This is a genomic window from Neobacillus drentensis NBRC 102427, from assembly GCF_001591445.1.
GTDB lineage: Bacteria > Bacillota > Bacilli > Bacillales > Cytobacillaceae > Neobacillus > Neobacillus drentensis.
In genome coordinates this window covers 1-26530 of the sequence record NZ_BCUX01000019.1, presented here as the reverse complement: position 1 = coordinate 26530, position 26530 = coordinate 1, and the positions used below count along the sequence as shown (strand labels likewise).

Here is a 26530-nt window from a genome sequence, read left to right as displayed (position 1 = left end):
TCAGTTATCCACTATAATAAATCTACAGGCTGGAACAAATTTCTCCAATTAGTAACTGAATACTCAGTAATTTTTTGCTCTGCTGAAGCATCAACAGTCAGTACACGTTGTGGATTTTCTTCTAATAGAATGCGGATTTGTTCTTCCGTTGCACCAGCTTTACGTAATAATGGGACAAATGTTCCTAGCAAGTAATCGAACCCAAGATCTTTTGCTTGATGGCCTTTTGCTACTGCAACTGCATTGGATGAAATAAGTACACGCTTTCCAAGACCTTCTTCAAATAATTGTAATACTAATTGAGCACGTTGCTCATCGTTTATATAGCCTTCATTTGTCGACCATCCAATATGATCTAGTGCCACACAAGCACCCAGGCGCGCAATCGCAAATGCTTCTTTTCGTTCAACTGCGACTATACGGTCTAGTCCGCCTATAATCACTCGTTCCGGAGCAATACCCTCGCCTAATAGAATTTCTAAGTCATTTACAGCATCTTCACCGTATTGTACGGATGCAGCTACTCCTGATGCATTAGCAGCTTGCGCAACTCCGCGGAACAGGTTTGTTTCAATTTCAGTAATTCCATTTTGACTAGCAATTGACGTTACTAATCCAGCTGATGTTGAACGTTCAACGCGCGGTACAACGATACCTTCTACAACCTCTTTCGAGAACAAATTAGCAAATTTCTCCGCTGGCCATGGTGTAGGTGGATCTGTTTGCGGTGCAGTAAAATACCCACCTAACATCGGTTCAGGTCCTAAACCTGTTGAAGCGACAATGTGCACTCCTGTTGCTTTCGAAAGTGTCTGGTAAAGCCACACATCACGCCCATGGAACATCCCGCTGTGGTCTACAATAGTCTTACCACCAAGCCGGCGGAAATCAGTTAATTTTCTTTTTAATACCTCAAAGATCTCGCTCTTATCCAAATTCACCTCAGGTGCAAACTCCGCACCAGGCACTACAGAAAGTAGTGATTCATGAATAAGCACAACACCTAAATCTTGAGCTGGCACAGGTCCAAGAACAGTACGAACAACTGCTGAACTTTTTTCTTGTTTTTTATCTAGCATTGTAAAACCCCCTATCATTTAATAGTTCCTCATCAGTTAGATGTGGAAGACGCTGACTTGGTTAAATAGAGAATCGTCTAAACAGACCGGTTGGTTTAGTGATGGAAAAAAATAAATCAACTAAGCATTTCCCAATGTAATCGCTTACTCTTCGGATAAAAGCAGTGAGGCGATCTCTTTGTTGATAGTTTTATATTATAATATTGTTATACCAAAGTCAAACATTTCTTATTTTTCTAAATAAATATAATATTAATATTATAGATGAAAAAAAGAGCTGCCCACAAAGCCAGTTGTGAGGACTTTGTGACAGCTCTGCATTTAATGCAGAAAATATCCTCTGTTCATGTTATGATTAATTATTTTTTGCCTGTTTTCTAACTTCTGCTTCATCAAATTTGTTGATCTCATCGAGAAGTGAGTAATCAAAAAGTTTTGTCACGTCTGGAATTTTAGCTGTCAAACCATTATTAGCAACAAATTTCTTCCAGCGTTCTTCCGAAATATAGCCCCATTTGCCATCAGACGCTGGACTGAAATTACTTACTGTTACACCTAACGAAACTTTAGCTTCCTTTGTAGCCTGCTCTTCCGATTTATCGGTTGGCTTAGATGCAGGATACATCTCCCAGTTTACAGCAACTGCTTTAACGGGATTTTCTTGAGCGAAAATCGCTGATTTTAAAACAGCACGAATATATCGAGCAATCGCATCTTTTTTCGCCCCATCAGTATCCTTTCGCATAACAAATCCTGCTGCAAAGCCTTCTTGAATTTCCGAAGGGAAAGGTAAAATTTTTGTCTCTTTATCAGTCACAAGCGAGGCAATAGCTATGTCAGCTTGATTTCCTACATAAGCATCAATATCCCCTTTCCCTAACGCTTCCATTGCTGCGACACCACTGCCTATCGTAACAGAATCAATCATTGAAGGATCCCCTCCATCTGCCTTTACATTTGCCTTCAAGAAAGTTTCAAATGGTGCACCCAACGCGGTCATGGCAACTGTTTTCTTTTCAAGTTGTTTTGGAGACGAAATATCACTGGATTTTGGTACAGCAATACCAAACACCGGTTTTTGATAAGGGGTGAAAATATAACTTAGGCCTTGATCATTTCCCTGTGCCATAGGAAAAACAAGCGCATCAGGTTGAGAAATGGCGATATCAGCCTTGCCTGCAACAACAAGTCCAATCGCCTCCGCCGGTTTTCCAGCTAATGCGACAATTTCCACATCTAATCCTTCTTCTTTAAAAAAACCTAATCCTTCACCAAGCCACAAATATGCTCCACTCGGTGCTCCCGGAACAAACGGAATAGCTACAGTAACTTTATCTTTCGACTTACTTTCAGATCCTGATTTTTTATCTGATGATCCATTGCTAGAAGAACCATTACTACTTTCAGAACATCCACTAAAGACTAGTAACACAGCTAGCAACAAGGTAAATATAAATGTTTTTTTAAAATTCGGAATTTTCGTCATAACAACTGCCCCTTTTCCTTCATTAATATATAGATTCCCTTTTTTTAACTACAGCAAAGTTTTTTGTCTCGCTTATTTCCTGCTTCGCTCTGCATCAGACCAGAACACTAACTTTTTACGTATAAGGTTCAGGATCATGGTTAAAAGCCAGCCAAGGATAGCAAGAACAGTTAGTACACCGAAAATGCCGCCAGTATTCAACACTTGTTCCATTTGAATAATGAGAACGCCCAGCCCTTGTCGGCCAGCAAGAAATTCTGCAACAATGGCTGCTGTCATTGCTTGAACTAACGCAACTTCAAGACCTGCAAACAAGAATGGCAGCGACCCTGGCAATACCAGTTTGCTAAAAATTTTCCATTGTGAAGCACCAAGCGAACGCATGACCGCCAAACGCTCTGGTTCCACAGATTTGAAACCGCTTAAACCGTTTACTAGTACTGGGAAAAAGACAATTAATATAACAAGAGCAATTTTTGAACCTGCCCCAAAACCAAACCAAATGATAATTAGAGGCGCAATTGCAATTTTAGGAATACTTTGAAATGCCACAATAAACGGTTTAAATACACGTTCAAGTAGTGGAATTTGAGATAACATTAAAGCCAGGATGATTCCAACAATTGCACCAATGACGTATCCAGAAAGAACTTCATAAAGTGTACTAAGGATGTGAGCATAATAATTTAGAGGACTTTCTGGGTTTAAACCACTTATAAAATTTTGCCACACGGCTAGCGGTCTTGGAAGAATCACTGACCGTATGTCAAAGAACGTAATAAACAAGTCCCATACAACGATAAATGCAACAAAGACAGCAGGAATCAAAAAATAATCAGGACGCATACGACGCAATTTCATATCAGTAGATTTTTTCTGAGTAGTTACTACTAAGGGTTTTTCCAATGGTATCTCTCCTTTCATTTTCATGTTATTCCCCAATTGTTGCGCCAAGTAAATGACGAAGATGACCGGCAGCCTCGCTGAATCCCGGCGTTGACATGACGTCAAGATCTCGAGGACGGGGAAGATTAACTTTGAAGTCTTCTGCTACTCTTCCTGGGCGAGCTGACATCACTAACACACGATCTGCCAAGAAAAGGGCCTCAGTCACACTATGAGTTATGAACACAACTGTTTTGCGTTTCATCTCCCAAATACGCAAGAGCTCTAATCCCATGGTTTCTCGTGTTAAAGCATCCAAAGCGCCAAACGGTTCATCCATAAATAGAATCTCAGGGTCGTGCATGAGAGCCCGAGCGATACTAACACGTTGCTGCATCCCGCCAGATAATTCATACGGATATAGTTTTCCTGAATCACCCAATCCCACTAATTCAAGTAATTCTTGTGCACGGACCTTTGCTTGAGACCTTTCCATCCCTAGTACTTCAGCGCTCAACATGACATTATCTACTACCAATCTCCATGGAAATAGCGCCGGTCGTTGAAACACGATGCCAATATCACGGTTCGGACCTTTCACATTCTTCCCCTTTAATTGAACTTGTCCTGATGTCTGTTTAACCAATCCCGCCATAATCTGCATCAATGTACTTTTACCACAGCCACTAGGTCCGAGAACAGCCAGAAATTCGGTATCACCGATACTGACATTAACATTATCAAGAGCCACAACGGTGCTGCCGGAAGTAGTTTTAAATCTTTGGTCTAGATTACGTACTTCAATAATTGGTTCCCGTACTGACAACGTTTTTTCTAGAACATTGCTATTTAAAGCATAAGTAGTCAACGTCATTCCTCCCATCCATCTTTGAATGCCATTTTTTCCCTGTGTAATCGCTTTCTTCAAAAAAAGCGTGCAGTCTCTAAGTTGATAACAAAATACTATAATATTGTTATACCAAAGTCAAACACCTTTCTAATTCTTCTGAATAAATTGAAAATTAGATTTACAAGTTTCATATATTCATATTTACCTATTGCTATATTTCTTAATGATGATGATGTTCTGAAGCATTTTGATTGGTATTATTTTGGTTTGGTTGTGGCTTATAGAATGAACCCACCATAATAATTGAACACAAAGCTACAGTGACAAAGGCAATTAGAATGGATAGGCTTTTAATTCGCCCTCCATTAGACTCCATTTGTTTTAAGCTGCCAGTTTCTTGTTTAATAACTTTACTAAGTAGGCTAATAGAAAATAAAAAGAGAGCGATTAAAATTAAGATAACAACGAAATTGGGTTTTAACATTTCACCCAACATTGCTCCCATCACCCCTCCCAAAACCCCTGCCATCATACCTTCCAGAATAGTCAAAGGATTAAATGGTAATCCAATAATAATCCCTATACCGATCCCAATCATCATCGCACGATTGTAATGATAGAAAAGCTAAGATTAACAGCCAGAACAGTGCCGGTTAATAGACCTCCATAGACCCCAGCATCATGGCGGCCATCATAGCAGTTGTACAGGAAAGTTCTTTGCGTACGGTAAAGACTATATGATAGATTTTTACCGTACCAATGATGATGACGAAAAATACAATTGCTTGTGTAAGCAAAGAAACCATAATTCCCCCTTCTTTACTGATAAATAATGTAACATTTGTTGCAAGCTATGAAATAATTAGGCTGATTATTTTATCCATTCAGATCTTCAAATTCAAGCTTTTTCCAAATGATCTTTTTCCAGAAATGCAGGTTCAGCATCTTGTGTTGGTGCCATCCGAGATAATGCTTGATATCTATCGGTTATTGGTTTTCTGATTGCCTGATAGTTTTGTAACGCTTCCGAAATCGAATCAGCATCACGTAAAGTCTCAGCCAAGACTCCTGCATCTTGGATAGCACTATTTGCTCCCTGACCTGTATGATGTTGCATGGCATGGGCCGCATCGCCTAGCAGAGTTATACAATTTGAATGCCAACGATCGATTGGATCGATATCATATATGGCTCGGCAAGTGTACTCTTCGACACTTTCTGCCGTCTTTATGATTTTAGAGTCAAAGTTTACTAAGTGTTTTAGAATATCTTTTTTCTCTACAATTGGCCTCCATGATGAGTCTTCTGATAGTAACGTAACATCAAATGAAACTTCCTTTCTATGGTGTAGCGGTAATACATATATTTGGGTACTTCCATCAACGAAAACTTTAAATGCGTCATCAGGAACCAAATCAAATGCCTCTTTGTTATTCACAACCGCTCGGTAAGCATGTGTTCCAGAATATATAGGCCCTTTATCACTAAATAACTGCGATCGAATCATAGAACGAATACCATCTGCTCCAATAACTAAATCTGCTTCAATCGAATGACCGTTCTCAAAATGAACTTCAGCATAATTCCCATGATCGATTATCTTCTCCAACCTGTGACTTAAATGGATCGAATCGGGTGGCAATTGATTTAGAAAAGTCTCGATTAAGTCTGCTCGATGAATTAATCTCGCCCATGTTTCATCTAGGTTATCAGTTAAAAGCGGCCATTTTTCATTAACTAAAACATGCCCATCAGCTGTTACCACTTGCATCATATTACTCTGCAAACTCTTTCTCTTTAATTCTTCAAAAATTCCCCAATCTTCGAAAAAGTGTACCGATGTTGGTCGCATACCAACTCCTGCACCAACCTCTTTTATAACTGGGGCTTGCTCATAAAGGTCTGCACGAATGCCTACACGCCGTAAAGCAACCGCAGCTGCAGCACCACCAATACCTCCACCAATTATAGCCACTCTTAATTCAGATTTTGATTTCATAAATATTTCCCCCTTATTTTTTGGTGATAGTTTCTTTTTTTAATTGCTTAAGGCGACGATAATTAAAAGTGAATGGTCTTACTACTAAAGCCCTGTACATAATAGATAAAATGGGGTAGCTGCTTTTAGAAGCTACCCTATTAAAAACTATTTTATTACTTTAGGTCTATTTAAATGTGGTGGCCTCCGCATGAACATGAATCATGAGAACTTGGTACCTTCCAGAGCGGGTTATTACAATACTTTGGATCTGCTCCCACCATACTCATAAACATAGGATGTTAAGTCCCACCCTGCATGTAAGCCATGATTATAAGGTCGTTAAGCTACTGCATCTAAATACGGGATTAATTCATCCGCACTTTTAATATCAACTATTGGCGGGCAGCGTGGTGTTTGTTTTTCGATTAACGGCGGACTTGTAAAGTTAGGTTTTTGTGGTATTGTAATGTTTTTTTCTACCTGAGTCATGTTTGTTACTCCTTTTTAAACATATTTAAGATTTCAATGTCCTAATGACTCAATATTATTAATATTATGACATTTTGTAAAATATATATTTCGTTACTTATTTATATCCATTTCATATAAATCATCACAAGACAACTCGATGCTGCATTAAACTTTGTTCTATTCATTTAACCGAACCTGTAATGTACTAATAAAAAAAAGTGTACGGTTACTAGGTGTACCGCACACTTTTAAGTTTCATATTTTTTTATACGTGGTAAATTTGTTCAAGATCTTTTTGCAGCTCCCTATTAAACAAGAGAATAAAACATCGCTGGAATAGGGCCAAACTGTCTTCGATGATATAACATAGGATCTTTTTCGTCGATTTTGATGTTTGTCACTTCACCAATTAGGATGGTATGATCTCCTGCTTCTACTATCTTAAATGTTTTACACTCAAGTACAGCAAATACCCCTTCAATAATTGGTAATTCATTCTCGGAAAAATCCCAATGGCATGTGCTAAATCTGTCTACATTTTTGTTTGCAAAAGTCTTACAAAGCTCTTGTTGATCACCAGCGAGAATATGAACGGCAAATTTCCCCTGTTCTGTAAATGTTTTAATGGTTGATACTTTATGGTCAATTGACCAAAGAACCATAAGAGGATCCAAGGATACAGACGCGAATGAGTTAACCGTTAATCCTACTGGGTTACCATCCATATCTGTAGATGTTACGATCGTAACGCCAGTCGGATAATTGCCCATAGCCTCTTTAAATAATTGTTTAGTTTCTTCTTTAGTCATGATGACATCCCCTTTTCAAATCATTTGATATTATAATAGGCCGACCTTTAACACCGCCTCACTAAAAAGGACAATTAATTAATCTTTCGATGAAGCAAAAACCATGAATTGCACTTATTATAGACCTTGTTATGTTTCTTTAAAACTCGAAGCTTTTTACTAACAATTGAATGTAACGTTCCCTCTTTTCTCTGAGATGTTTGATAGAACTGATTGCAATCAGTTATAATTTGTTTAGCACTAGCTCCGGGATGCTTCTCTAAAAAATCAATGACAAACCTTTCAATACTCATTTTTCTGTCACCTCATTGCGTGTTTTTGTGAATTGAGGAAGACTTGCTTAACTTATTGAGCAAACCTAATTGAAAAGGTGTGGGATGGCAATTGAACTTCGGGGAAATTTAAAGTATTTTTATCCAAAGAATGAGATTAAAAACCCCTCGCTTGAACCAAGTGAGGGGTTGAACTTCCTTACCTTCCCCGGAACGCTATTAATTTAATGTAGGCACTTTCTCTTATGCAAAAACAGTGATGTAATCTTTAAGTTTGGAATATCAGATGGTAATATTGTTATTTTCATAGGCTTCGGCCGTTATTTTATCCAACTCAGGCTTGATGTGCTTCATAAACTTTTCAAGATACTCAATGACAAGCTCTTTGGGCTGCTGTGCATAGTGGCAGACAATCACGCAATACTCAGCCGGAAAGGCCTTCCACTGCTCAACAAACTGCTGCTTAACATCCTCAAGTGTGCCGATGCAATACAGCCCGGTCTTGAGCGTGAAGTCAATCCACTCCTCATCCGTTCCGTTGCGGTAGAAGTCCGCCAGATTCTTGCTCTGGGTCGTCCCCGGTGGAAGGAGTAGTGTAAGGGCCTTGAAGACGTCTAGGTCATATTTGACCATGCGCTGACGGGCATCCTCCATCGTTTCACCGAACTCCATCCAGCGAACGAGTGCCTGCCGTTCCCCATAGCCAACTGAATGGCCGGAAGCGCGGGCAACCTCAGTGTAGACCTTTCCATTCTCGATCGCCTTCTCTAATCTGGAAAAATGGGTGGGCACAAACCCCTTGCGGGCACCGAACTCGATCGTCGCCCTGCTGGCACTGCTAGCCATAAAGACCTGCGGATGAGGCTTCTGATACGGTGAAGGAACTACGCTGACTCGTTTGACCTTACCGTTCTCAATCTCTCCGGGAGCCCCCATTTTTTCTGTTACGGGCGACATCTGCCATTCCACACCCTCCTCATATGGATTGGGAATCTGCCACGTCTTACCATTGTGCCGGACACTTTCCTGAGTCCATGCCTTCTGCAACAGTTCAACCCCTTCCTCGAAGATACGGCGATTGGCTTCATCGTCGGCGCTATTATCGGAAAGGGTGGCCTTGGTCCCAAGGTGCTGCCCGATGATATTGGTCCATCTCGCCTGGTACCCCCGGGCGACACCAACAAAGTACCGCCCCCGTGACAGATGGTCGACGATAGCAGTCTCTTCAGCCACTTTTAGAGGGTCCTGAGTCGACATTACGTAACCGAGCGCACCAACATTGATGTTCTTAGTAATCGAGGCCCAGTGAGCATTTAGGATCCCGGGATTCGGCCCTACTTCGTATCCCTCCGACCAGAAGTGGTGCTCAATGGAGGCAACGCCCCATAGTCCGAGTTCATCAGCGGCCTTGACAATATCGTCCATCCCATGCAATGTCTCGTTATAAAGATCTGCGTTCCTGCCAAGCGGACGAAGACGTTCGCGTTCAGCCTCATTCTCTGCAGGAAGAACCGGATACATTTGTAAAATTACTTTAACCAATATGAATAACCCCCTAAATAAATTTCGATCCATTCGAGTCACCTGACATCGCGTTCAATGGATGGCTTGATTTAATAGTAAGAGAATTCTAATTATTTGTAAAATACATAATTATTTAACTATTTATAATTTATATATATAAATACCCGGTTCTTTCATTGGATTCCTATCTATTAAAGTGAATTTGAAGGTGGTTAATTCCCAAAATTATGAATTTTTAAAATTGATTCAGTGGTGATATATCTATATAATCAGGTTACAGATAGCTAATACAATACAATCAGATATGGAAGGACGATTTATACTTTTGGATATTCGACACTTAAAATATTTCATTACGATCGTAGAGGAAGGGAAAATCTCTCAAGCAGCGAAACGCTTGAATATATCCCAACCGCCTTTAAGTCTCCATCTTAAACAATTGGAAATTGAATTAGGTGTAACCTTATTTGAGAGACATACTCGGAAATTAATTGTGACAGAGGAAGGAATTCTCTTTTATAAACGTGCCAAAGAATTAATCGAGTTATTAACTGGGACGATTGAAGAAGTAAAAGAACTTTCAGAGGGAACGAAAGGAACATTATCTATAGGCACAATCTCCTCACTTGGGGCCGAGCTGTTGCCGGAGAGAATACGTGAATTTCAAATATATTATCCGGATGTTCAATTTCAAGTGTGGGAAGGTGATACTAATCGTATTATGGAGTTACTAGAAAATCGTATTATAGATTTGGGGATCGTTAGATTACCCATTGATAATAGTATTTTCGATATGATTCATTTACCTGAAGAATCCATTTTCGTTGCAATGAGCAGTAAATGGAATAGTTACGGCGATGGACCTACTATATCGTTATCTGTACTTGAGGAAAAACCATTGATGTTACTTCGAAGACAGCAAGGAACCTCGATGTATAACCAAGATATGTATACCGTTGACTCTGTTAAGACAGCATTCATAAACAGTGGATTTGAACCTAGAATCATTTGTGAAAGCAGTGATATTATGACGCTCTTAACATGGGCTCATCATGATATAGGGATTGCCTTAGTCCCAAAATCTGCAATTAATCTAATCCCGAACACTCAGCTTATTTTTAAAGAAATAAGTAGTCCTTCTATCATAGCAAGTCCGTCAGCATTAATTTGGTTGAGGGGTAGATATCTTTCATCTATATCAAGAAAGTTTATGGAATCTTTCCCGATGGAAAATCCAATGATTAAAAGTTGACTTCGTTTAATCTGACTTCCATAATATTGCTATTATAAAGGGGGCATTCATAATCAAGAATGGCTCCCTTTCTGTTTTTGGAAAACTATTTAATTTTTCTAAACTTATATATACTATTAAAATATATAATTATTTACGATAGGTTTGTATATTAAAATACTAATGAAAAGGATGTTCATTGATGGATATTCGACACTTAAAATATTTTATTACGATTGTAGAAGAAGGAACAATCTCTCAAGCGGCCAAACGTTTAAATATGGCCCAACCCCCTTTAAGTCAACAGCTAAAGCAATTGGAAGATGAATTAGGTGTTACCCTCTTTGAAAGACATACCCGAAAAATGATAATAACGGAAGAGGGAATTCTCTTTTATCAACGCGCAAAAGAAATAATGGAATTAATAACAGGAACGATAGAAGAAGTGAAAGAACTTTCAGAGGGTACAAAAGGGACATTATCGATTGGGACAATCGCTGCACTTGGTGCCCAAATTTTGCCGGAGAAGATACGTGATTTTCAAATCCACTATCCCGATGTTCAATTCCAAGTATGGGAAGGAGATCCCATTCGGATTATGGAGTTAGTAGCAAATCGAAATATAGAATTGGGGATTGTTAGATTACCAATTGATAACAGTATTTTCGATATGATTCATTTACCTGATGAACCAATTGTTGTTGCGATGAGTAATAAGCGGAATCGTGATGATGATAGGCCTTTTATTAGGCTATCTGAACTTAAGGAGAAGCCATTGATGTTACTTCGAAGACAGCAAGGAACCTCGATGTATAACCAAGATATGTATACAGTCGACGTCGTGAAGACCGCATGCTTAAACGCTGGGTTCGAGCCTAAAATTGTTTGTGAAAGCAGTGATATCATGACTCTATTAACATGGGCTGATCATGACATTGGGATTGCCTTAGTCCCAAAATCTGCTTTAAATCTGATTCCGAACACTCAGCTCATAATTAAAGAAATTATCCAACCTTCCATTATGGCGAGACCGTCAGCCTTAATATGGTTGAAGGGTAGATATCTTTCTTCTATATCTAGAAAGTTTATGGAATATTTCTCGGATGAAGGCACACCTATTAAAAATTAATTTCGTGTTATTCGCCAATACACTAAGCCCAATTTGAAGCAACTATACACTTAAATTGGATGCATATGAATAGGAGCTGTATTTATTATCACAGCTCCTTTTTAAGTAAATCTATAAGTCTACAACACTACAGTATTTAAGGTTAACAAGGATCTTGCATCGTTAAGATTTTTGCAGGATTGTGTATTAAAAGTTGTTCAAATACTTCTTCCTGTACACCGGCTTTACGAAGGTCCGGTAAGAATTCTTCAAACACATAATTTACAGAATGACCTTTTAATCCTGGCCAACCCAGAGCACAACAGTTCGCATCCGCTGAAATCAGTGCACGATGGGCAAAACCTTTATTAAGAAAATGAAGGAAATGATCCACGCGTTCTTGACGAGGACGTGACCAATAGGGTGCACCTTCCATCTCACTGTCATAGCCAATTGTATCAAAGCCTACCCATCCGCCTAATTCTGCAATCATCGAATCGCGGTCTTCATCAAGAGAAAAGCCATCATCAGCATGACCCATCAGTACTCGATCAAGTGGTAACCCCTCTTCGTTGAAAATGTCAATCGCCGTTTTTGCATCGATAGATAAATGGGTAATAATTGGAACACCCGTTTTTACTGCAGCTCGTGCAGCTGCGCGATAGATACGTTTATCAAGTTCGCTAAGTTTCCCACCGCGACTAACGCCTACTTTAAGTGCACCTGCTTTTGTGCTCGTACCGTCAATTCCAACCGTTACTTCATGAAAGAATAGATCGGTAAGATACTCGACTGGTTTATTACGGAAATATGGAAGAGCGGAATCACCTGCTACAAAGCCTGAAACAGCTACAATTTGAACACCTGTTTTTCGTGAAAGTACCTGGAAGTACTCGACATCCCGACCGTTCCCGATTCCTGTACAGTCTACAAATGTTTTCCCGCCATGTTCGCGGAAGCGGCGCAACTTTTGAACGGTTACTTCAAAGGCTTCTTCTGGTTTTTTCCACCAATGTGTATCTAGGTCGCAACCCGGAAGACCGAATCCGATATGCTCATGCATGGCTACGATTCCTAAGTCTTCTGTTGCGATCGGACCTAATACCGTATTTACCTTACCCATAAAAATATGCACTCCTCACCTTTAATTTTGCTCTGTTGGCATAACTGTAAGTACACGTTGTGGATTTTCTTCCAGAAGAATCCGAATTTGTTCATCTGTTATACCTGCTTTAAGCAAGATTGGTAAGAATGTTGATAATAAGTATTCGTATGAAAGATCTTTCGTATCATGGCCCTTCATTTTAACATTATTTATATTCAGACTATTTGTAAGATATATATTACATTACTTATTTATATCAACTGCATATAAATCGTTACTCAACGCGATGCTTCATTAAACTTGATTCAATCCATTTGACCGAACTAGTGATTAAGATCCCCATAATAACAATGACAATGATGCCTACAAAAACACGGTCAACATTAAAATTGGCTGATGATTGTGCCACAAAATAACCAATTCCTCCGGTAGAAACAAACATTTCAGCCGCAATGACCCCAACAAGGGATTGCCCTATTCCGACGCGGAGTCCCGAGACAATTTGTGGTAAAGATCCAGGTAAAGCAACCGTGATAAAGGTCTGAATAGCGGAGGCTCCAAAACTCTTTGAAACCCGTGTTAAATTGGGATCCAAATTTCGAACCCCTGTCATTGTATTAAGAATAATTGGAAAAACTCCGGCAAGAAATACAATGAGAATCTTACTTGAAAACCCTACCCCTACCCATAGAGTGATTAATGGCAATAATACAATCCTGGGTGTACCAAGCATGGCAGTCAAAAATGGATCAAAGGCTTTTCCTATTGGTCGGTACCAGCCTGTAATTAAACCCACCAAGATTCCGGTGATGGCTGCAACGCCAAATCCAACAGAGAAATTACCGAGCGTAAAAAGTAGATTTTCAGTTAGCAAGCCATTCTGAAATAAATCATACCCAACGGTTACGATTTTAGACGGAGCACTCACGAATATTGGATTAATTACACCTGTTTGATAAAGTGCCTCCCATATTGCCAGAACGAGTATAACAGTAATGGGACCGATATAATTTATTAAAATGTTTGCTAATGTTTTCTGTTTCTTTTTTCCTGTTTTGCTTCTTGGAAAGGCCAAATTTGATTGATCATTATTCGACTGTGTGGGATTGTAGACCTGCTCTTTCACCTTTACGCTATTCAAAATTATTTTGCCCCCTTTTATACCGTTTGCTTTTCTTTTTCTTTCTCTTTTACAATCAGTCCCCATATATATTTTTCATATTCCATAAATTCAGGACTTCTTTTCAGTTCTAGTGGTCGAGGTCGCGGAAGTTCGATCTTCACCTCTTCACAAATCATCCCTGGTCTTGCGGTCATGACAATAACCTTATCCGCTAAGTAAACAGACTCAGCTATATCATGGGTTACAAAAATAATCGTTTGCTTGGTTTCCTCCCAAATACGTAAAAGCTCCAGCTGCATAAATTCTCTTGTTTGAGCATCTAATGCTCCAAATGGTTCATCTAAAAGCATTAGACTAGGTTCGATGGCTAGTGCTCTAGCTACATTCACTCTTTGTTGCATCCCGCCCGATAACTGATTGGGATAATGATTTTCAAATGCTTCCAAGCCCACTAGCTTTAATAATTCCCTGCCTTTGGATTGACGATCTTGTTTAGGAAAACCAGCTAATTCTAATCCATAAATAACATTATTAAGGGCTGTCCGCCAAGGGAATAGAGAGGCTTGCTGAAATACTACTCCACGATCCCTTCCAGCCCCTTTGATCGGTTTTCCATTTAAATGAAGATTTCCGCCGCTAATATCCTGAAAGCCAGCAACGGCACCAAGCATCGTTGACTTTCCGCAGCCACTTGGTCCGACGATACAGACAAATTCTTTTTCTTTGACTGTCATATTAAAATCTTTGACGGCAATAACCTCTTCGCCATTTTTAAGTGGATAACTAATTGAAACATTATCTGAGTGAAGCTTAGCTGCAGTCATCTGTTCCCCTCCTCGTTTTGTATAAACGGAGATTTACTTTTTATATAGTCCCTCAATAAAGCCAGACTCATCTAATTTCTTGACAATACTCATATCGACAATATCGGATGGTTTCATTTTTCTAACTTCTTCATTGTTTGAGTTATCTAAGAAAAATTGAGCAGAGTTATCGGTAACATACGGTTTTTGTGGAATTGTATCAACATTGACATCATATGTTTTTTCAGCTAGCTTCGGATCGTCGATTCCTGTCCACTTGGAAATAATCTTAATTGTTTCTTCTTTATTGTTAAGAATGTACGCGTTAGCCTCGATGAGAGATGCCACAAGGATTTCTGCTAACTCTGGATTCTTTTTATAAAAGTCTTTCTTCATCCCAATCCCTGAGCTAAGAATCTCTTTTTGTTTGAAATCGTAGAGTTGCTGAAAACCCATATCATCCATTTTGAATGAGGTTGGGGGGGCCACAACATAGAAATCACCGTCACCTTTTATGAAGGCACCTGTTCTATCACCTTCTCCAGTCATATAAATCAGTTTTACATCCTTTTTAGGAGTTAAGCCATTATCTTTAATAAAGGATAGTGTTAAATAATCATAAAGTGAACCTTCTGCACCAGTAATAATGGTTTTCCCTTTTAATTCATTCGCCAGATCTTTCTTATCGGCACCCTTTTGTCCATATACGTACATGGCATTTCGGTCAGCAACTGCCGATATAATTACGGTGTCTATACCAGCGGCCTTGGCTTTCCCTACAGGGTCAATACCTGTTAAACCCACTTCAATTGCCCCACTGTTTAAAGTTTCTTGAACTTTTGGTGTACTAGCAATATAAATAAGTTCCGCATTGACACCATATTTCTCAAAAATCCCCTTATCTTTTGCTACCCATAAAGGCAGCATCGAGGCACCTTGTGTAGGATATCCAAACTTAATATCAACAGGCTTATCCAATGGTTTTGGTGCATTTTTTGCTTGCGTGGCAGGAGTTGACTTTGCTGACTGGCTTGAAGTATTATAAGATCCACATCCGGCTAAAACCATACTAAAAGCAAACATCAAGGTTAATAGATATTTCATTTTTTTCATAACCACACCTCTTTTAATAGTTTTAAGGTAAAAGAAACCGTTTACATAACATAAGATACCGGCGCCTCAGTATCTACTTAGATAACGATTGTAACTTTACCATTTTTCCAAGTTTAATACAGTATTAATTTAACATAGTCTAAAAATTCTGAAAAATATCTATTTTATTGTCTATTTATATTTAATAGATATATATAGTCCTTTACAATTAGGTTTAATAGATTTATTACATATAAAACGGTGTCCAATATTGGATATAACAAGGGCGCCATCCTTAATCTAGGATTTAGGGCACTGCTATGGTAATATATGAATTAGGTCTATAGGAGGTACAATATGGAAGTGATTAAAAAAGGAACGACCATTCAATCATTACAAATAGGGATGGGCATTTTAGATACCATTGCCGAGCAGAACAGCCCATTAAAATTTTCCGATATTCAAGATTTAACCCAGATTACAAAAAGTAATCTTTATAAATATTTAAATACATTTATACAATTAGGTATCCTCTATCGTAACAAGGATACAGGAGAATATGTATTGGGAAGCAAATTGATTGAATACGGGATGGCTGCGGTCGATCAAGAAAATGTGATCGACCGCATCTCCCCTTTTCTGCTTGAAATTAACAAAAAAAGTTCAAGTACCGTTCTTTTTTCCAGCTGGACACAAAATGGTCCAATGATCGTTAAAGATATAAACAACAATCGAGGGATTAATATTGGTGCTCAAATAGGAACCTTCCTTCCTATTCGATCCGCAGCAGGTAAAGTGTTTTTGACCTTCATGGATGAGCATACCATTCACGAATGGAAAGCGAAGGAATTTATGCAAATTCCGCAAGAAATGGCTCGTCAACTGGAAGATGAATGCAGGTTGATAAGAGAGAAAGAAATTGCCTTTGCAAGGGAACCGCTGATATCATCCGTTTCATCCGTAGCTATACCAGTTTTAAACTATCAGAAAAAACTCCTTGGGTCAGTCATAGTTGTAGGCTTTTCTGAGTTTATCCCTGTCAATGAAAATAATGAACTATCTCAATATCTGATCCAAATCAGCAAAGAAATTTCAGGAAGTTTCGGCTATCGGTAAAAAAAGGCTTAGAGATGCAAATATCTCTAAGCCTTTTTTAAAATTTTCTTTTTTTCACTAAAGCACACGTAAGTTGTACAAGTTCATTAGACGCTAAATCGAGTTTGTTAAATAAGCGGAGAAATTCCTCTTAATTAAGAAATAGCACTGAAAATAGCTTAAATAGACGGAAGTATTCCGACTATTTACTCGAAAAACGTGAAAATGGGTCATTTTTCTTTGCGTAATCGGAAAACCTCCGCTTATATACCTCGAACCGAGCTCAATTCTGCAGTCTAACCGGAAAATCTCCGCTTATCTTGATTTTTTTGTATTAAATCTTCTACAAACTAGTCTTGAAATTCTTTACCCGGAATATCTTGATATTTAAGGATCTTTAGAGATTACTAGTTAAGGTGAAATTAGGAGGAATTTATATGAAAGCGATTGTTTCTAATAAATATGGTTCACCTGATCTTCTTAAATTAACAGAGGTAGAAAAACCTATCCCTGAGGATAATCAAGTCCTTGTAAAAATCCATGCGGCATCATTGAATTTTGGGAATTTGGTTCTTTTGAAAGGAGAACCATTTTTAGCTCGATTTGCTTTCGGTCTCTTTAAACCAAAATACCCCATACCTGGTGGTGACATTGCGGGTCAGGTGGAAGCAGTTGGAAAGGGTGTAACGCAGTTTCAACCAGGTGATGATGTGTTCGGTGATTTATCGGGCTCTGGTTGGAGTGGTTTTGCCGAATATGTATCTGTTCCCGAACAGGCATTAGTATTAAAACCAGCCAATCTATCTTATGAAGAGGCTGCTGCTGTCCCGATGGCGGGCGTTACAGCTTTACAAGGTTTACGAGATAAAGGCAAGATTCAGTCAGGACAAAAGGTACTAATCAATGGTGCCTCGGGTGGTGTCGGGACTTTTGCGGTACAGATTGCCAAATCTTTCGGGGCTGAGGTTACAGGTGTATGCAGTACAAGAAATTTAGATATTCTAGAATCACTCGGAGCAGACTTTTGTTTGGACTATGCGAAAGAAGATTTCACCCAAAGCGCGCAAAAATATGACTTAATTCTGGGAGTGAACGGACATAATCCCCTATCAGCTTATAAGCGATCATTAAATCCGAATGGAATCTTTGTTCACGTCGGCGGTTCTGGTGCTCAAATGTTTCAAGCCATGTTTCTAGGGCCATGGATTTCTATGACCGGAAATAAGAAAATGGGTACCTTTTTACAAAGACCCAACCGAAAAGATTTAATTTATATGAAAGAACTTATTGAGGAGGGCAAAGTGCATCCGGTGATTGATAGAAGCTATAAATTAAGTGAAGTCCCTGAAGCATTCCGGTATTTTGAAGAAGGTCACGCACAAGGAAAAGTGGTCATCAGGATTTGAGTGAATTATAAAGTAGCTGAAAACGGTAATAGTTTAATAAATTATTAAAAAAAGAGCTGTTTTAAACAGCTCTCCGGTACTAAACAAAGGCACTACTTTTCTATATTATTTACTTTGAATCGTTGCAATATATTTTTTAACAACTTCGTAAACATAATCTTGATTTGCAGCTGCTGTATTCGGGTCATATTTTCCACCGTTTGTTTTATTATTAGATAGGATTCGAATTCCCAAAAATGCTACATCATAAGCTTCAGCAATTTGTGCTGCGGCAGCACCCTCCATCTCCTCAACAGATGTACCGTAATTTGTATGGAACCATTTAATTCGATCCACTTCATTATTCCAAACATCTGCAGATCCGATTGTTCCCTCAACCACTCTACCGTTAGTGTATTTATCTTTTACTGCATTAGCAGCTTCTAGTAAACCTTGATCTCCCTCGTAGTATCGGATCTGTTCCGCATTCGGATCTGACCCGCTTCCTTCAGAAGCCATTAAATCCATGGGTTTCCAAATCGTTGGATCCATTCCATGGTTTTCTTCGATATTTCCTGTTTTTAATGAACCAATATTTGTCGTTCTTTTACCTAAAACAATATCATGTACGCTCAAAGCGGGGTCGTGTCCGCCTGATGTTCCCTGGTTGATAATTGCAATTGGGTTATATTTTTCAATGGCCACTGCCGTTGCAGCTGCAGTATTTTCCATCCCCTTACCTGTTTTTACCACGATAACCGGATAATTGTTCACTTTTCCTTTGTAAAAAATAAAAGTTCCAGATTTTTCAATTTTAACTTTTTCTAATTTTTGTGCAAATTTTTCAGCTTCAATAGGCATTGGACCTTGGATGAGGATCGGCCTGCCAGCCCCTTCAACTTTTGTTTCATTTAGAAAAGTAGAATTACGTAATGTCAACGACATTATGAGCAGTACTGCAATAGCTGCTAATGGAGCGAATTTCTTTACGATTTTGTTTTTCATTTAAAACCTCTCCCTTTTCTTTTGATGTTTGATACACTCGATGATTCTTACCAAATTGAAAAAGGTCTGGAAATGTAGAATGATTTCTACCTTCTAGACCAACGGGAGTCAAAGTATTGATAATTAAGCAAAAAATGAGTTCATGCAATATTATCAAATGGCAGCTACAAAAAAGAAGCCCTATACTTTAACTCGTAGTCTAGTTCTTTCATTGGGAACCAGGTAGAGACACTCAGACCGTATTTCCGAGTATATACGAGTATTGATATGTAATATTATTACTATGTTAATATATCAAACTCAAAATAGAATTTCAACAAAAAGGTGAATAATATTAATAAAAATTTATTTAATGTTCGTGTTTGATAGATACCTAACGCAGAAAGTTGAAGTTTAACCAAATTAATTACCTTTTTAACAAACATTCTATAAAATTACCTGTTTGAGAATAGCCACCTATTTTCAGTGGCTATTCAAATCCTGCGAAAAGAATAAAGTGCCTTCATGAGGACAGAAATTCAACAATATTTGCTTTACATGTCCTCATGGAAGTTTTGTTTAACGCCTAGATGCTTGTATTTCTTGCATTCTCCGTGACACAAGCGGATAAAAATTGTTTATGGCGTCAGATGTGGAATTTCCCCCAAAAAATCCGGTTCCGGGGCAAGTTTTTACATTATAATCTGGACCTCTATCCAGCATCCTTTGCTTCGTCCTTAAATTCCACCAATGATGATAAGTAATACTGTCAATGGACGGAGTTAACCCGAATTTCACCGAAAGCGCAGCAGTTATATATACAATCGTTTCCTTTTGTTCCGCTGTCATAACATCATGGCCTTTATCGAAATTCCCCACATTTTCGATAGCAATCCCAGTTGTGTTCGCCTTTGGCCCAATTGTACCTTCGGGGGCAATGTTAAATGGCCTTGAAACCGCTATTTTCCCATCCGGAAACGTGGTAATATTTTGAGCGATATTACTCCAGCCCATCTTTCTCTTATGGAAATTCTCCATCCCCATCAGCATTTTAAAATGGTTGGACCCATTAAAATGCTTATAAGACGGTAACCAGGTATGATGTTGTTGAATAATATTTACTTTCCTATTAACATGACTGTTAAACAGCCAATCCCTAAATTCTTCCCTCGTCATCAAGATATGCTGCCCTTGCATCGACAGTTTTTTAGGAGGAATCTTGAATACCTGCCCAATATAAAGTTGGTCAGGTTTAGCTCCAACTGCCTGAGCAGGAACAATAGCAATGAGTATCGATAATAACAAACCAAATACAATCGCAAACGTCTTATTCATATAAAAAAACCCTTTCAACGTGAAACTGTGCTATTAATCAAACTCGTTCATACTATTATTTTGTCCTAACGTTTAGTGATTATGTTACTAATTTCATTATGTTGGCGCACCTATAGATTTTAGTGTAAAAAAATAACTTGGCATCGATGCCAAGTTATTTCTGCTGGTTCGTATTTAATTTTAAATATTGATAGTAATCCTGTGAATGATAGCTTCTAAATCCACATGTTTCATAAAGCCTTAGGGCATGGGCATTTTTAGCCTCTACCTCCAGGAAAATCGGAAGCCCTTTTTGATGCTCCATTTTCACCACTCTTGATAAGGCTTTTCTCCCAATCCCTTTTCCCTGAAGTTCAGGAAAAACAGTAAACCCATATATCCATGCTTCTCCATTCGATTCAGCTAAGCGTATCTTCCCTGCAGTTTTTCCTTGGAATTCAATCAGTAGCCGTTGATCACTACTTCTCTCCTTAATCAATTGATTAAACTCGCGCGCATCATTTTCATTCAATCCAAATCCCAAGACTTCGAGTTGTATTTCTGCCTCCCAATCCTCATTCGAAAAAGACGGCCTCAAGGTAACATTAGGATCGACAGATAATTCCGTTTCCTGCCACTTCATTTGATATTCCGCAAACGAAAATTCACACGGCAAATTCCTTAAAAATTGCTTAGCAGTTTGAGAGTCTGTTGGAGCATTTAACAAAACCAGCGGATAACGTGTTTTTAATTCCCCTAGTCCCATTTCCAGCAACTTAGAAAATATCCCTTTTCTGCGGAAATCCGGATGCACCATGCCGCAAATCTCCACTTTATCTCCAAAACCATAACAACCAAGGAAACCGACAAGCCTGCCATCTTCATAATGGAAAAAGTCTTCCTGTTTATTTCCGGTCCGATTTTCAAGCATATCAAAATTCAACTTCAGTTGAAATCCGCCCTCATTTTCACAAATCTTCTGAAGTGTTTTAATTTCAAACAATTCTTCCTTTGTTAACATTCCATCCACCCCTGTTCATATTCACCTATTACTATTCTTGATAGAGTCTATTCATTCCTTCTTTTCTAAGAGTAAAGATTAGGTGATGGAAGACTTGCTTCTATTATTGAATACTAGTATATTCAGATTTAGACTAAAAAGAAAACGGTGAATCAAATGATTACTTCCCAACAAAAAAATGAATCTAGTAAATCATCTAGGCGTACGATGAGGATTGGTTATCTGATAGGTATAATTCTTACCATCCTAATTGGCCTATCCTCGAGAAAATTCTCTCAACAACTTCCTGTTTTTCTTGCGGAAAATGCCGGGGATGTACTGTGGGCGATGATGGTTTATTTCGGTTTCCGTTTCTTACTCGTGCGAAAGAGCTTCCCTACAGCCATCCCTCTTAGTCTTTTGTTCAGCTATGGCATTGAATTCAGTCAACTGTATCAGGCCTTCTGGATCAATCACCTGCGAAGTACCTTGCTTGGGTCATTGATCCTGGGTAAAGGATTTCTTGCTTTGGATTTGTTTCGCTATGCTGCAGGGATTATTTTCGCTACTATCTTGGATCAAGTGATGCTGAGGTATACTCACCGTAAATAAGGATAAAAAACTAATGCTTTGAAATCGGGATTTTTAACGTATCTATTTTAGATCCATCTTTTGCTGAGTAGACAAATAATTCGAATGTAGCATTACCTGTAGTTATTAACCCCTTATCAAACGTGATTTCAAACTCTCCCCATGCAGGTGCACCGCTTGTTTGGTAATTACTTTCTTTCACCACTTTATCGCCATCGTACAGGGCATATTGAAACACCCCTTCAAAAACTTGTGCTTTCCCAGTTATGGTTATTTTATCTGATGTTTTAGTGACAACGACATCTTTAAACACTTCATTATGATATACTTTTTTCTCAGGTTTCTGTTTATCGGGCTCATTAGGTGTTGATGGATTTTCTCCCTTTGGTTCCTGTACATCAGGTTCGTTTGGTGTTGATGGATTTTCTCCCTTTGGTTCCTTTGTAACCGGCCCATTAGGACTTGATGGATTTTCACCCTTTGGTTTTGATACAGGTGGTTTTTCTTTGACCACTTCTTTTTGTTGATTACAAGCCACTAAACCAATGGAAGCAATTAATATAGCGAACAAATATACAATTTTCTTCATTCGTCATCCCCGCCTATTCAGCTTTTAATTTATTATATTAGACATCTTTTTCAATAAACCTTCTTTACGAAATCAAATAAAAAAAAGTCGTGAGCAACTAAGAAAGGACGGAGCCTGTTCCTCCACCAGCGGAAGCGCAGGCCCGTCCTTTATTTGCACAGAATCCATTAACTAAGTTTTGCTTCGCTTCGGTTTAAAGGTTTTACAACAGGTTTCAGCTGAATGACCTGCCTGATCCACATGATTCTTTTCACCTAATTCGGAAGACATTTCCGTATCATATCTTGCATGATTATCTAGTTCAACCATGATTTTTTCCGCAGTACAAACATTTCCTTGTCCATAAAAGGAACAATTGGAGATCGCACAAGATACTTCAACTTTCGGCATTGTCCTACCTCCTAGTTAATGACCTGTTGCTTTATTATATTTTGTAAAAATAACTTTTTCATTCATTGGATCATTACTTATTCGTTTAAGACGAAAAGGCATCGATCCCAATTGGGTTCGTTGCCTCATTTTTATAGTGCACTATTAACTTGCCCTTGTCTCGGGTGAAAGGCTGTGAACCTTTCGTTGATTTCTTTTTTCTTTCGCTTTCGGACCATCATTAGATGGTGCCTTAATCGTCATCGCGATAAGTAGTGAGACAATGCTCAGTACCGCAATAAGCTTAAAGGTAGGTAAGAAACCGCATAAAGCAGAAGCAATAAATGATCCTGAAATAGCTCCAATTCCAAATCCCTGATAAATGATTCCGTAGTTTTTGCTTTGATTTTTTAAACCGAAGAAATCTGCTATTATTGCTGGGAAGATGGTAATATTTCCGCCAAAACAGAAGGCAATCCCGGCAACACAGGTAAAGAACAAGGCATAATTTAGTTGAACAAAGCTTAATACAGTCACTGCTGCTGCGGTAACAAGAAGTGCACCTGAAACCACTTTTAAGCGGCCGACTTTATCTGATAATGCCCCGAGAATGATGCGCCCGCTTGTATTAAAGATGGCAACCAGTGCTACTGCATTACTAGCTGCTTCAATATCAAGTCCGACCAATCGAACACCAATATCTTTCACGACGCCAATTAAGAATAATCCACTCATACACGCGGTGAAGAAAATAATAAATAATAGATAAGCTTGCTTCGTTTTAAGCATTTCTTTCACAGTAAATTCTTTTTGAATGGTAGCCCCAGGGGTTTGCGTCGCTTGGCTGACTTTTGCTTCCCGAACAAGGAATGAACCACCCACTACCAAAATCATAACGATTAATCCCCAATAAAAGAAAGTTTGAGACACACCAACTGATTGGATCAGTGAACCATTAATGAACTTGAATAATAAGCTTCCCGTACCATAGGCACCCACAGAAATTCCTGAAATAAGTCCTTTTCGCTCTGGAAACCACTTAATAAGATTGGATAAGGAAGTAATATAAGCTGTACCGTCTGCAGCCCCAACGACTACTCCTGCCAAAATATAAAGCATCCACAGTGACGATACCTGGGAACTAAGGATTAAGCCTGCTCCCAACACAACACCTGCAAATCCAATGAGACGGCGAAGTCCCCATTTATCCTGCAGCTTCCCGGCAAATAACGTTGAAAAGGCCAAGGCGAAGCTAGTAATTGAAAAAGTAATACCAACTGAATTTAACTTCCAATGAAAAAATTTCTACTAATGGCTGATTAAACAGACTCCAAGTATAGATAGTACCTAATCCCATCTGTACAATAATCGTTCCTAACACAATCAGCCATCAAATTTTAAGTGTTCCCGTCACCTCTCCATTTTCCTCAAACGGGACAATGAGCAGGGAGTGAATTTGGGGTGTATGGTGGTCGGCCACTTGATTCCGAATAATAAACTTCCCGCTGTGAATCACCTCTTTCGTAAAATCACTGATGATTTCCTGACCGATGATATAGCGTTCTTCTCCAAAGCCCACATAGGCGAGCACATTTTGTGTATCTGTAATCGCAACCGCATCGGCCTTGATATCCTCTTTGATAATCCGGCAAATTTCCTTCAGGGAATCATAATTGATAGACCGAAAATAAGGCAAGGTTTTATTTGCGATATCCAATGCCATCTTTGCCTGTCTGGCTGCAATCAATTCCTTTTCGCCTTCGACACTCATCACAAGCAAAACAATCAGCCCGATGTTCACCTCCCCTACAATCATCGGCAAGGCGATTTTCGAAACAATATCCAAACCAAGTTCATATGGATTCGCCATCACAAGGATCAGTAACATCGTCAACATTTCGGACAACATTCCTGCCGCAATTCCATAAATCCAGCGCAAGGACCGCTTCACTCTTCGGTTAATATAACCCGATACAACCCCCGCTAAAATACTTGTAATTAGACAAGGAATCGAAGTGGGTCCGCCAATATCAATTAAATATCGATGGACACCTGACACAATACCAGTAATAATTCCTACCCAGGGTCCAAATAAGATCCCGCCGGAAACAACTGCAATAATCCTGACATTTACCAGTGAACCCTCCACATTAATCCCTGAATACGTTCCAAAAATGGCAAATAAGCAAAACACAATGATAATGACAACTCGCTCTGTTACAGAGTGGCGGTCTTTTTGAAGCGATTCCTTAAATCTCGGGATCCGTATCATAAAAAACAGGCAAATCAAAAGCAGGGCAGCTCGTTCAAATAAATGGATTAGCATTTCTAATGTTGTGTTCATCTAACGTTCCTTTCTATATTTCTAATCCCTCCACAATTAATGGTCTTTAGAGTCGTAATCTTTTTCAATACAATATTTAATATTATCCCCAAAAACAGGCAGAATTTTTTCAGTTTATGTTTTCAAAAACTCTTCTATTTTAGAGAAATCCATCAAGTATTTCCACCTATTTGCTCTAAAGCTTGGATTAAAACAGGCTATATTATTAGGACAACATCCTCCCGAGATACATATACATGCAGTGTAAATATAATTCATTCATTTAAAGGGGAGAATTTTTATGGACAAAGAGATCATGAAATGTTTTATAGGGAAAGTCATTAAAGTTGATAGAGGAGGTCCAGAATCCAAAATCGGGATGTTAATGGATGCAAGTGACGATCTTATGGTCCTTCTCACGGAAGATGATGGTCTTGTTTACTACAATATGAAACATATTAAAAGTTTTACAGATAACATAAAGGGACAGATGAAATTAAACATTCAAGTTCCTAAAGATTTCAAATTTATTAAAGCTGCTAATTTCAAAGAATTGCTGGACTCATTGAAATTGAAATGGATTAAAATAAATCGTGGTGGCCCGGAGAAGTTAGAGGGAGTTCTCACAGAAGTAGAGAATGATTCTGTTTTTTTAATCAATAATCAGGAAATCATTCGCATTTCTCTATTACACATTAGGAGTATTAGTTATGGATTAATAGTTGAAAAAGCTAAAGAAGAAAAATCAAATGATAGCAATAAAAACAAAAACAATAAGACCAATAGCAAAAACAATAAAACCAATAGGAAAAAGAGAACTTCACAAAAGAAATCTACTGACAATTCTGAAATGGCTCTAGCGTATCCAATATCATCACAAGAATCAATGGTTGAAGATGTTGAAAGTGATTTATCCATTCCTTTAGAAACAGTTGAAACATTGCAAGAAACTACTGATGAAGATGTTGAAAGTGATCTATCTATTCCTTTAGCCACAATGGAAACTGCGCAAGAAACAGCTGGTGAAGATGTTGAAAGTGATCTATCCATTCCTTCAGCCA

27 protein-coding genes, 2 pseudogenes and 1 riboswitch are annotated in these 26530 nt (G+C 38.6%); of the genes and pseudogenes, 6 read left to right on the top strand and 23 right to left on the bottom strand.

Going from position 1 to position 26530, the window contains the following annotated elements; genetic code table 11:
- Positions 1-11: 11 nt before the first annotated feature.
- The 11 genes from BDR01S_RS10760 to BDR01S_RS10720 all read right to left on the bottom strand — a co-directional run bounded on the left by BDR01S_RS10760 (position 12) and on the right by BDR01S_RS10720 (position 9375).
- On the bottom strand, positions 12-1079 hold the full coding sequence (locus tag BDR01S_RS10760) for a phosphotriesterase family protein (protein WP_066254474.1): 1068 nt from the start codon (positions 1077-1079) through the stop codon (positions 12-14).
- A gap of 355 nt (positions 1080-1434) precedes the next feature.
- The gene (locus BDR01S_RS10755; RefSeq protein WP_066254469.1) at positions 1435-2565 is read right to left on the bottom strand and encodes an ABC transporter substrate-binding protein; all 1131 of its coding nucleotides are present in this window, start codon (positions 2563-2565) and stop codon (positions 1435-1437) included.
- A 72-nt stretch (positions 2566-2637) separates the two neighbouring features.
- The gene (locus BDR01S_RS10750) at positions 2638-3519 is read right to left on the bottom strand and encodes an ABC transporter permease (RefSeq protein WP_169801435.1); all 882 of its coding nucleotides are present in this window, start codon (positions 3517-3519) and stop codon (positions 2638-2640) included.
- A complete protein-coding gene (locus tag BDR01S_RS10745; protein WP_235846542.1) occupies positions 3497-4318 on the bottom strand; it encodes an ABC transporter ATP-binding protein in 822 nt (273 codons plus the stop codon). The genes BDR01S_RS10750 and BDR01S_RS10745 overlap by 23 nt, the downstream gene beginning before the upstream one ends.
- Positions 4319-4520: 202 nt before the next feature.
- The gene (locus BDR01S_RS10740; RefSeq protein WP_157412991.1) at positions 4521-4901 is read right to left on the bottom strand and encodes a hypothetical protein; all 381 of its coding nucleotides are present in this window, start codon (positions 4899-4901) and stop codon (positions 4521-4523) included.
- A gap of 52 nt (positions 4902-4953) precedes the next feature.
- Positions 4954-5106 (bottom strand): hypothetical protein, encoded by a 153-nt coding sequence (locus BDR01S_RS25340; protein ID WP_157406145.1) that lies wholly within the window; start codon positions 5104-5106, stop codon positions 4954-4956.
- A 92-nt stretch (positions 5107-5198) separates the two neighbouring features.
- Positions 5199-6299, bottom strand: coding sequence for an FAD-dependent oxidoreductase (locus BDR01S_RS10735; protein WP_066254463.1), 1101 nt, complete (start codon positions 6297-6299; stop codon positions 5199-5201).
- A gap of 321 nt (positions 6300-6620) precedes the next feature.
- Complete coding sequence (locus BDR01S_RS25335; protein ID WP_157406144.1) at positions 6621-6770, bottom strand: hypothetical protein; 150 nt, start codon at positions 6768-6770, stop codon at positions 6621-6623.
- A gap of 290 nt (positions 6771-7060) precedes the next feature.
- Positions 7061-7561: a flavin reductase family protein gene (locus BDR01S_RS10730; protein ID WP_066254459.1), complete on the bottom strand. Its 501-nt coding sequence runs from the start codon at positions 7559-7561 to the stop codon at positions 7061-7063.
- Between the two features lie 74 nt (positions 7562-7635).
- Entirely contained in the window at positions 7636-7854 is a 219-nt protein-coding gene (locus BDR01S_RS26060; RefSeq protein WP_066254456.1) for a hypothetical protein, read from the bottom strand.
- Between the two features lie 261 nt (positions 7855-8115).
- Entirely contained in the window at positions 8116-9375 is a 1260-nt protein-coding gene (locus tag BDR01S_RS10720; protein WP_066254454.1) for an LLM class flavin-dependent oxidoreductase, read from the bottom strand.
- A 307-nt stretch (positions 9376-9682) separates the two neighbouring features.
- Here BDR01S_RS10720 and BDR01S_RS10715 point away from each other — a divergent pair, with 307 nt between their 5' ends.
- Both BDR01S_RS10715 and BDR01S_RS10710 read left to right on the top strand, forming a co-directional pair.
- Positions 9683-10609: a LysR family transcriptional regulator gene (locus BDR01S_RS10715; protein WP_066254451.1), complete on the top strand. Its 927-nt coding sequence runs from the start codon at positions 9683-9685 to the stop codon at positions 10607-10609.
- A 181-nt stretch (positions 10610-10790) separates the two neighbouring features.
- Positions 10791-11717: a LysR family transcriptional regulator gene (locus BDR01S_RS10710; protein ID WP_066254448.1), complete on the top strand. Its 927-nt coding sequence runs from the start codon at positions 10791-10793 to the stop codon at positions 11715-11717.
- A 142-nt stretch (positions 11718-11859) separates the two neighbouring features.
- On the opposite strand, the gene BDR01S_RS10705 is transcribed toward BDR01S_RS10710, so the two are convergent.
- From BDR01S_RS10705 to BDR01S_RS10690, 5 genes are all read right to left on the bottom strand, one after another.
- Positions 11860-12819 carry a phosphotriesterase family protein gene (locus BDR01S_RS10705; protein WP_066254446.1) on the bottom strand — a complete coding sequence of 320 codons (960 nt, stop codon included), beginning with the start codon at positions 12817-12819 and terminating at the stop codon, positions 11860-11862.
- A gap of 21 nt (positions 12820-12840) precedes the next feature.
- Positions 12841-12999: a phosphotriesterase family protein gene (locus BDR01S_RS25330; protein WP_157406143.1), complete on the bottom strand. Its 159-nt coding sequence runs from the start codon at positions 12997-12999 to the stop codon at positions 12841-12843.
- Between the two features lie 76 nt (positions 13000-13075).
- Positions 13076-13942, bottom strand: a complete 867-nt coding sequence (locus tag BDR01S_RS10700; protein WP_066254444.1) for an ABC transporter permease — start codon at positions 13940-13942, stop codon at positions 13076-13078.
- Between the two features lie 17 nt (positions 13943-13959).
- The gene (locus BDR01S_RS10695) at positions 13960-14748 is read right to left on the bottom strand and encodes an ABC transporter ATP-binding protein (RefSeq protein ID WP_066254441.1); all 789 of its coding nucleotides are present in this window, start codon (positions 14746-14748) and stop codon (positions 13960-13962) included.
- Positions 14749-14781: 33 nt separating this feature from the next.
- Positions 14782-15840 (bottom strand): ABC transporter substrate-binding protein, encoded by a 1059-nt coding sequence (locus BDR01S_RS10690; RefSeq protein ID WP_066254439.1) that lies wholly within the window; start codon positions 15838-15840, stop codon positions 14782-14784.
- A 336-nt stretch (positions 15841-16176) separates the two neighbouring features.
- On the opposite strand from BDR01S_RS10690, the gene BDR01S_RS10685 reads away from it, so the two are divergent.
- Both BDR01S_RS10685 and BDR01S_RS10680 read left to right on the top strand, forming a co-directional pair.
- Positions 16177-16935 (top strand): IclR family transcriptional regulator, encoded by a 759-nt coding sequence (locus BDR01S_RS10685; RefSeq protein ID WP_066254436.1) that lies wholly within the window; start codon positions 16177-16179, stop codon positions 16933-16935.
- Positions 16936-17351: 416 nt separating this feature from the next.
- Positions 17352-18320, top strand: coding sequence for an NAD(P)-dependent alcohol dehydrogenase (locus tag BDR01S_RS10680; protein WP_066254433.1), 969 nt, complete (start codon positions 17352-17354; stop codon positions 18318-18320).
- A gap of 105 nt (positions 18321-18425) precedes the next feature.
- On the opposite strand, the gene BDR01S_RS10675 is transcribed toward BDR01S_RS10680, so the two are convergent.
- From BDR01S_RS10675 to BDR01S_RS10665, 3 genes are all read right to left on the bottom strand, one after another.
- Positions 18426-19244 carry a 5'-methylthioadenosine/S-adenosylhomocysteine nucleosidase gene (locus BDR01S_RS10675; protein WP_418303040.1) on the bottom strand — a complete coding sequence of 273 codons (819 nt, stop codon included), beginning with the start codon at positions 19242-19244 and terminating at the stop codon, positions 18426-18428.
- 235 nt (positions 19245-19479) lie between these two features.
- Positions 19480-19583: riboswitch (purine riboswitch) on the bottom strand.
- 279 nt (positions 19584-19862) lie between these two features.
- Positions 19863-20618, bottom strand: coding sequence for a peptidoglycan recognition protein family protein (locus tag BDR01S_RS10670; protein WP_082797390.1), 756 nt, complete (start codon positions 20616-20618; stop codon positions 19863-19865).
- 154 nt (positions 20619-20772) lie between these two features.
- Positions 20773-21618: a GNAT family N-acetyltransferase gene (locus tag BDR01S_RS10665; RefSeq protein WP_066254427.1), complete on the bottom strand. Its 846-nt coding sequence runs from the start codon at positions 21616-21618 to the stop codon at positions 20773-20775.
- A gap of 156 nt (positions 21619-21774) precedes the next feature.
- Here BDR01S_RS10665 and BDR01S_RS10660 point away from each other — a divergent pair, with 156 nt between their 5' ends.
- Entirely contained in the window at positions 21775-22209 is a 435-nt protein-coding gene (locus tag BDR01S_RS10660) for a ribosomal maturation YjgA family protein (RefSeq protein ID WP_066254424.1), read from the top strand.
- A gap of 10 nt (positions 22210-22219) precedes the next feature.
- Here the strand turns inward: BDR01S_RS10660 and BDR01S_RS10655 are convergent, their stop codons facing one another.
- The 4 genes and pseudogenes from BDR01S_RS10655 to BDR01S_RS10640 all read right to left on the bottom strand — a co-directional run.
- Positions 22220-22777 (bottom strand): Gmad2 immunoglobulin-like domain-containing protein, encoded by a 558-nt coding sequence (locus BDR01S_RS10655; protein ID WP_066363151.1) that lies wholly within the window; start codon positions 22775-22777, stop codon positions 22220-22222.
- A gap of 171 nt (positions 22778-22948) precedes the next feature.
- Entirely contained in the window at positions 22949-23167 is a 219-nt protein-coding gene (locus BDR01S_RS10650; protein ID WP_066254420.1) for a DUF1540 domain-containing protein, read from the bottom strand.
- A gap of 144 nt (positions 23168-23311) precedes the next feature.
- Positions 23312-24503: pseudogene (locus BDR01S_RS10645) on the bottom strand (L-lactate MFS transporter).
- Between the two features lie 36 nt (positions 24504-24539).
- Positions 24540-25490 (bottom strand): annotated as a pseudogene (locus BDR01S_RS10640) (LytS/YhcK type 5TM receptor domain-containing protein); the annotation flags it as partial.
- Positions 25491-25770: 280 nt separating this feature from the next.
- On the opposite strand from BDR01S_RS10640, the gene BDR01S_RS10635 reads away from it, so the two are divergent.
- Positions 25771-26530, top strand: a 760-nt coding sequence (locus BDR01S_RS10635) for a YwrJ family protein (RefSeq protein WP_066363149.1), incomplete at its 3' end; no start/stop codon positions are given.

What these genes read in the sequence shown, in the direction of transcription:
- BDR01S_RS10760 (WP_066254474.1), bottom strand. Translation starts at nt 1,079, where the DNA reads ATGCTAGATAAAAAACAAGAAAAAAGTTCAGCAGTTGTTCGTACTGTT.
- BDR01S_RS10755 (WP_066254469.1), bottom strand. Translation starts at nt 2,565, where the DNA reads ATGACGAAAATTCCGAATTTTAAAAAAACATTTATATTTACCTTGTTG.
- BDR01S_RS10740 (WP_157412991.1), bottom strand. Translation starts at nt 4,901, where the DNA reads ATGATGATTGGGATCGGTATAGGGATTATTATTGGATTACCATTTAAT.
- BDR01S_RS25340 (WP_157406145.1), bottom strand. Translation starts at nt 5,106, where the DNA reads ATGGTTTCTTTGCTTACACAAGCAATTGTATTTTTCGTCATCATCATT.
- BDR01S_RS10735 (WP_066254463.1), bottom strand. Translation starts at nt 6,299, where the DNA reads ATGAAATCAAAATCTGAATTAAGAGTGGCTATAATTGGTGGAGGTATT.
- BDR01S_RS25335 (WP_157406144.1), bottom strand. Translation starts at nt 6,770, where the DNA reads ATGACTCAGGTAGAAAAAAACATTACAATACCACAAAAACCTAACTTT.
- BDR01S_RS10730 (WP_066254459.1), bottom strand. Translation starts at nt 7,561, where the DNA reads ATGACTAAAGAAGAAACTAAACAATTATTTAAAGAGGCTATGGGCAAT.
- BDR01S_RS26060 (WP_066254456.1), bottom strand. Translation starts at nt 7,854, where the DNA reads ATGAGTATTGAAAGGTTTGTCATTGATTTTTTAGAGAAGCATCCCGGA.
- BDR01S_RS10710 (WP_066254448.1), top strand. Translation starts at nt 10,791, where the DNA reads ATGGATATTCGACACTTAAAATATTTTATTACGATTGTAGAAGAAGGA.
- BDR01S_RS10705 (WP_066254446.1), bottom strand. Translation starts at nt 12,819, where the DNA reads ATGGGTAAGGTAAATACGGTATTAGGTCCGATCGCAACAGAAGACTTA.
- BDR01S_RS25330 (WP_157406143.1), bottom strand. Translation starts at nt 12,999, where the DNA reads ATGAAGGGCCATGATACGAAAGATCTTTCATACGAATACTTATTATCA.
- BDR01S_RS10695 (WP_066254441.1), bottom strand. Translation starts at nt 14,748, where the DNA reads ATGACTGCAGCTAAGCTTCACTCAGATAATGTTTCAATTAGTTATCCA.
- BDR01S_RS10690 (WP_066254439.1), bottom strand. Translation starts at nt 15,840, where the DNA reads ATGAAAAAAATGAAATATCTATTAACCTTGATGTTTGCTTTTAGTATG.
- BDR01S_RS10685 (WP_066254436.1), top strand. Translation starts at nt 16,177, where the DNA reads ATGGAAGTGATTAAAAAAGGAACGACCATTCAATCATTACAAATAGGG.
- BDR01S_RS10680 (WP_066254433.1), top strand. Translation starts at nt 17,352, where the DNA reads ATGAAAGCGATTGTTTCTAATAAATATGGTTCACCTGATCTTCTTAAA.
- BDR01S_RS10675 (WP_418303040.1), bottom strand. Translation starts at nt 19,244, where the DNA reads ATGTCGTTGACATTACGTAATTCTACTTTTCTAAATGAAACAAAAGTT.
- BDR01S_RS10670 (WP_082797390.1), bottom strand. Translation starts at nt 20,618, where the DNA reads ATGAATAAGACGTTTGCGATTGTATTTGGTTTGTTATTATCGATACTC.
- BDR01S_RS10665 (WP_066254427.1), bottom strand. Translation starts at nt 21,618, where the DNA reads ATGTTAACAAAGGAAGAATTGTTTGAAATTAAAACACTTCAGAAGATT.
- BDR01S_RS10660 (WP_066254424.1), top strand. Translation starts at nt 21,775, where the DNA reads ATGATTACTTCCCAACAAAAAAATGAATCTAGTAAATCATCTAGGCGT.
- BDR01S_RS10655 (WP_066363151.1), bottom strand. Translation starts at nt 22,777, where the DNA reads ATGAAGAAAATTGTATATTTGTTCGCTATATTAATTGCTTCCATTGGT.
- BDR01S_RS10650 (WP_066254420.1), bottom strand. Translation starts at nt 23,167, where the DNA reads ATGCCGAAAGTTGAAGTATCTTGTGCGATCTCCAATTGTTCCTTTTAT.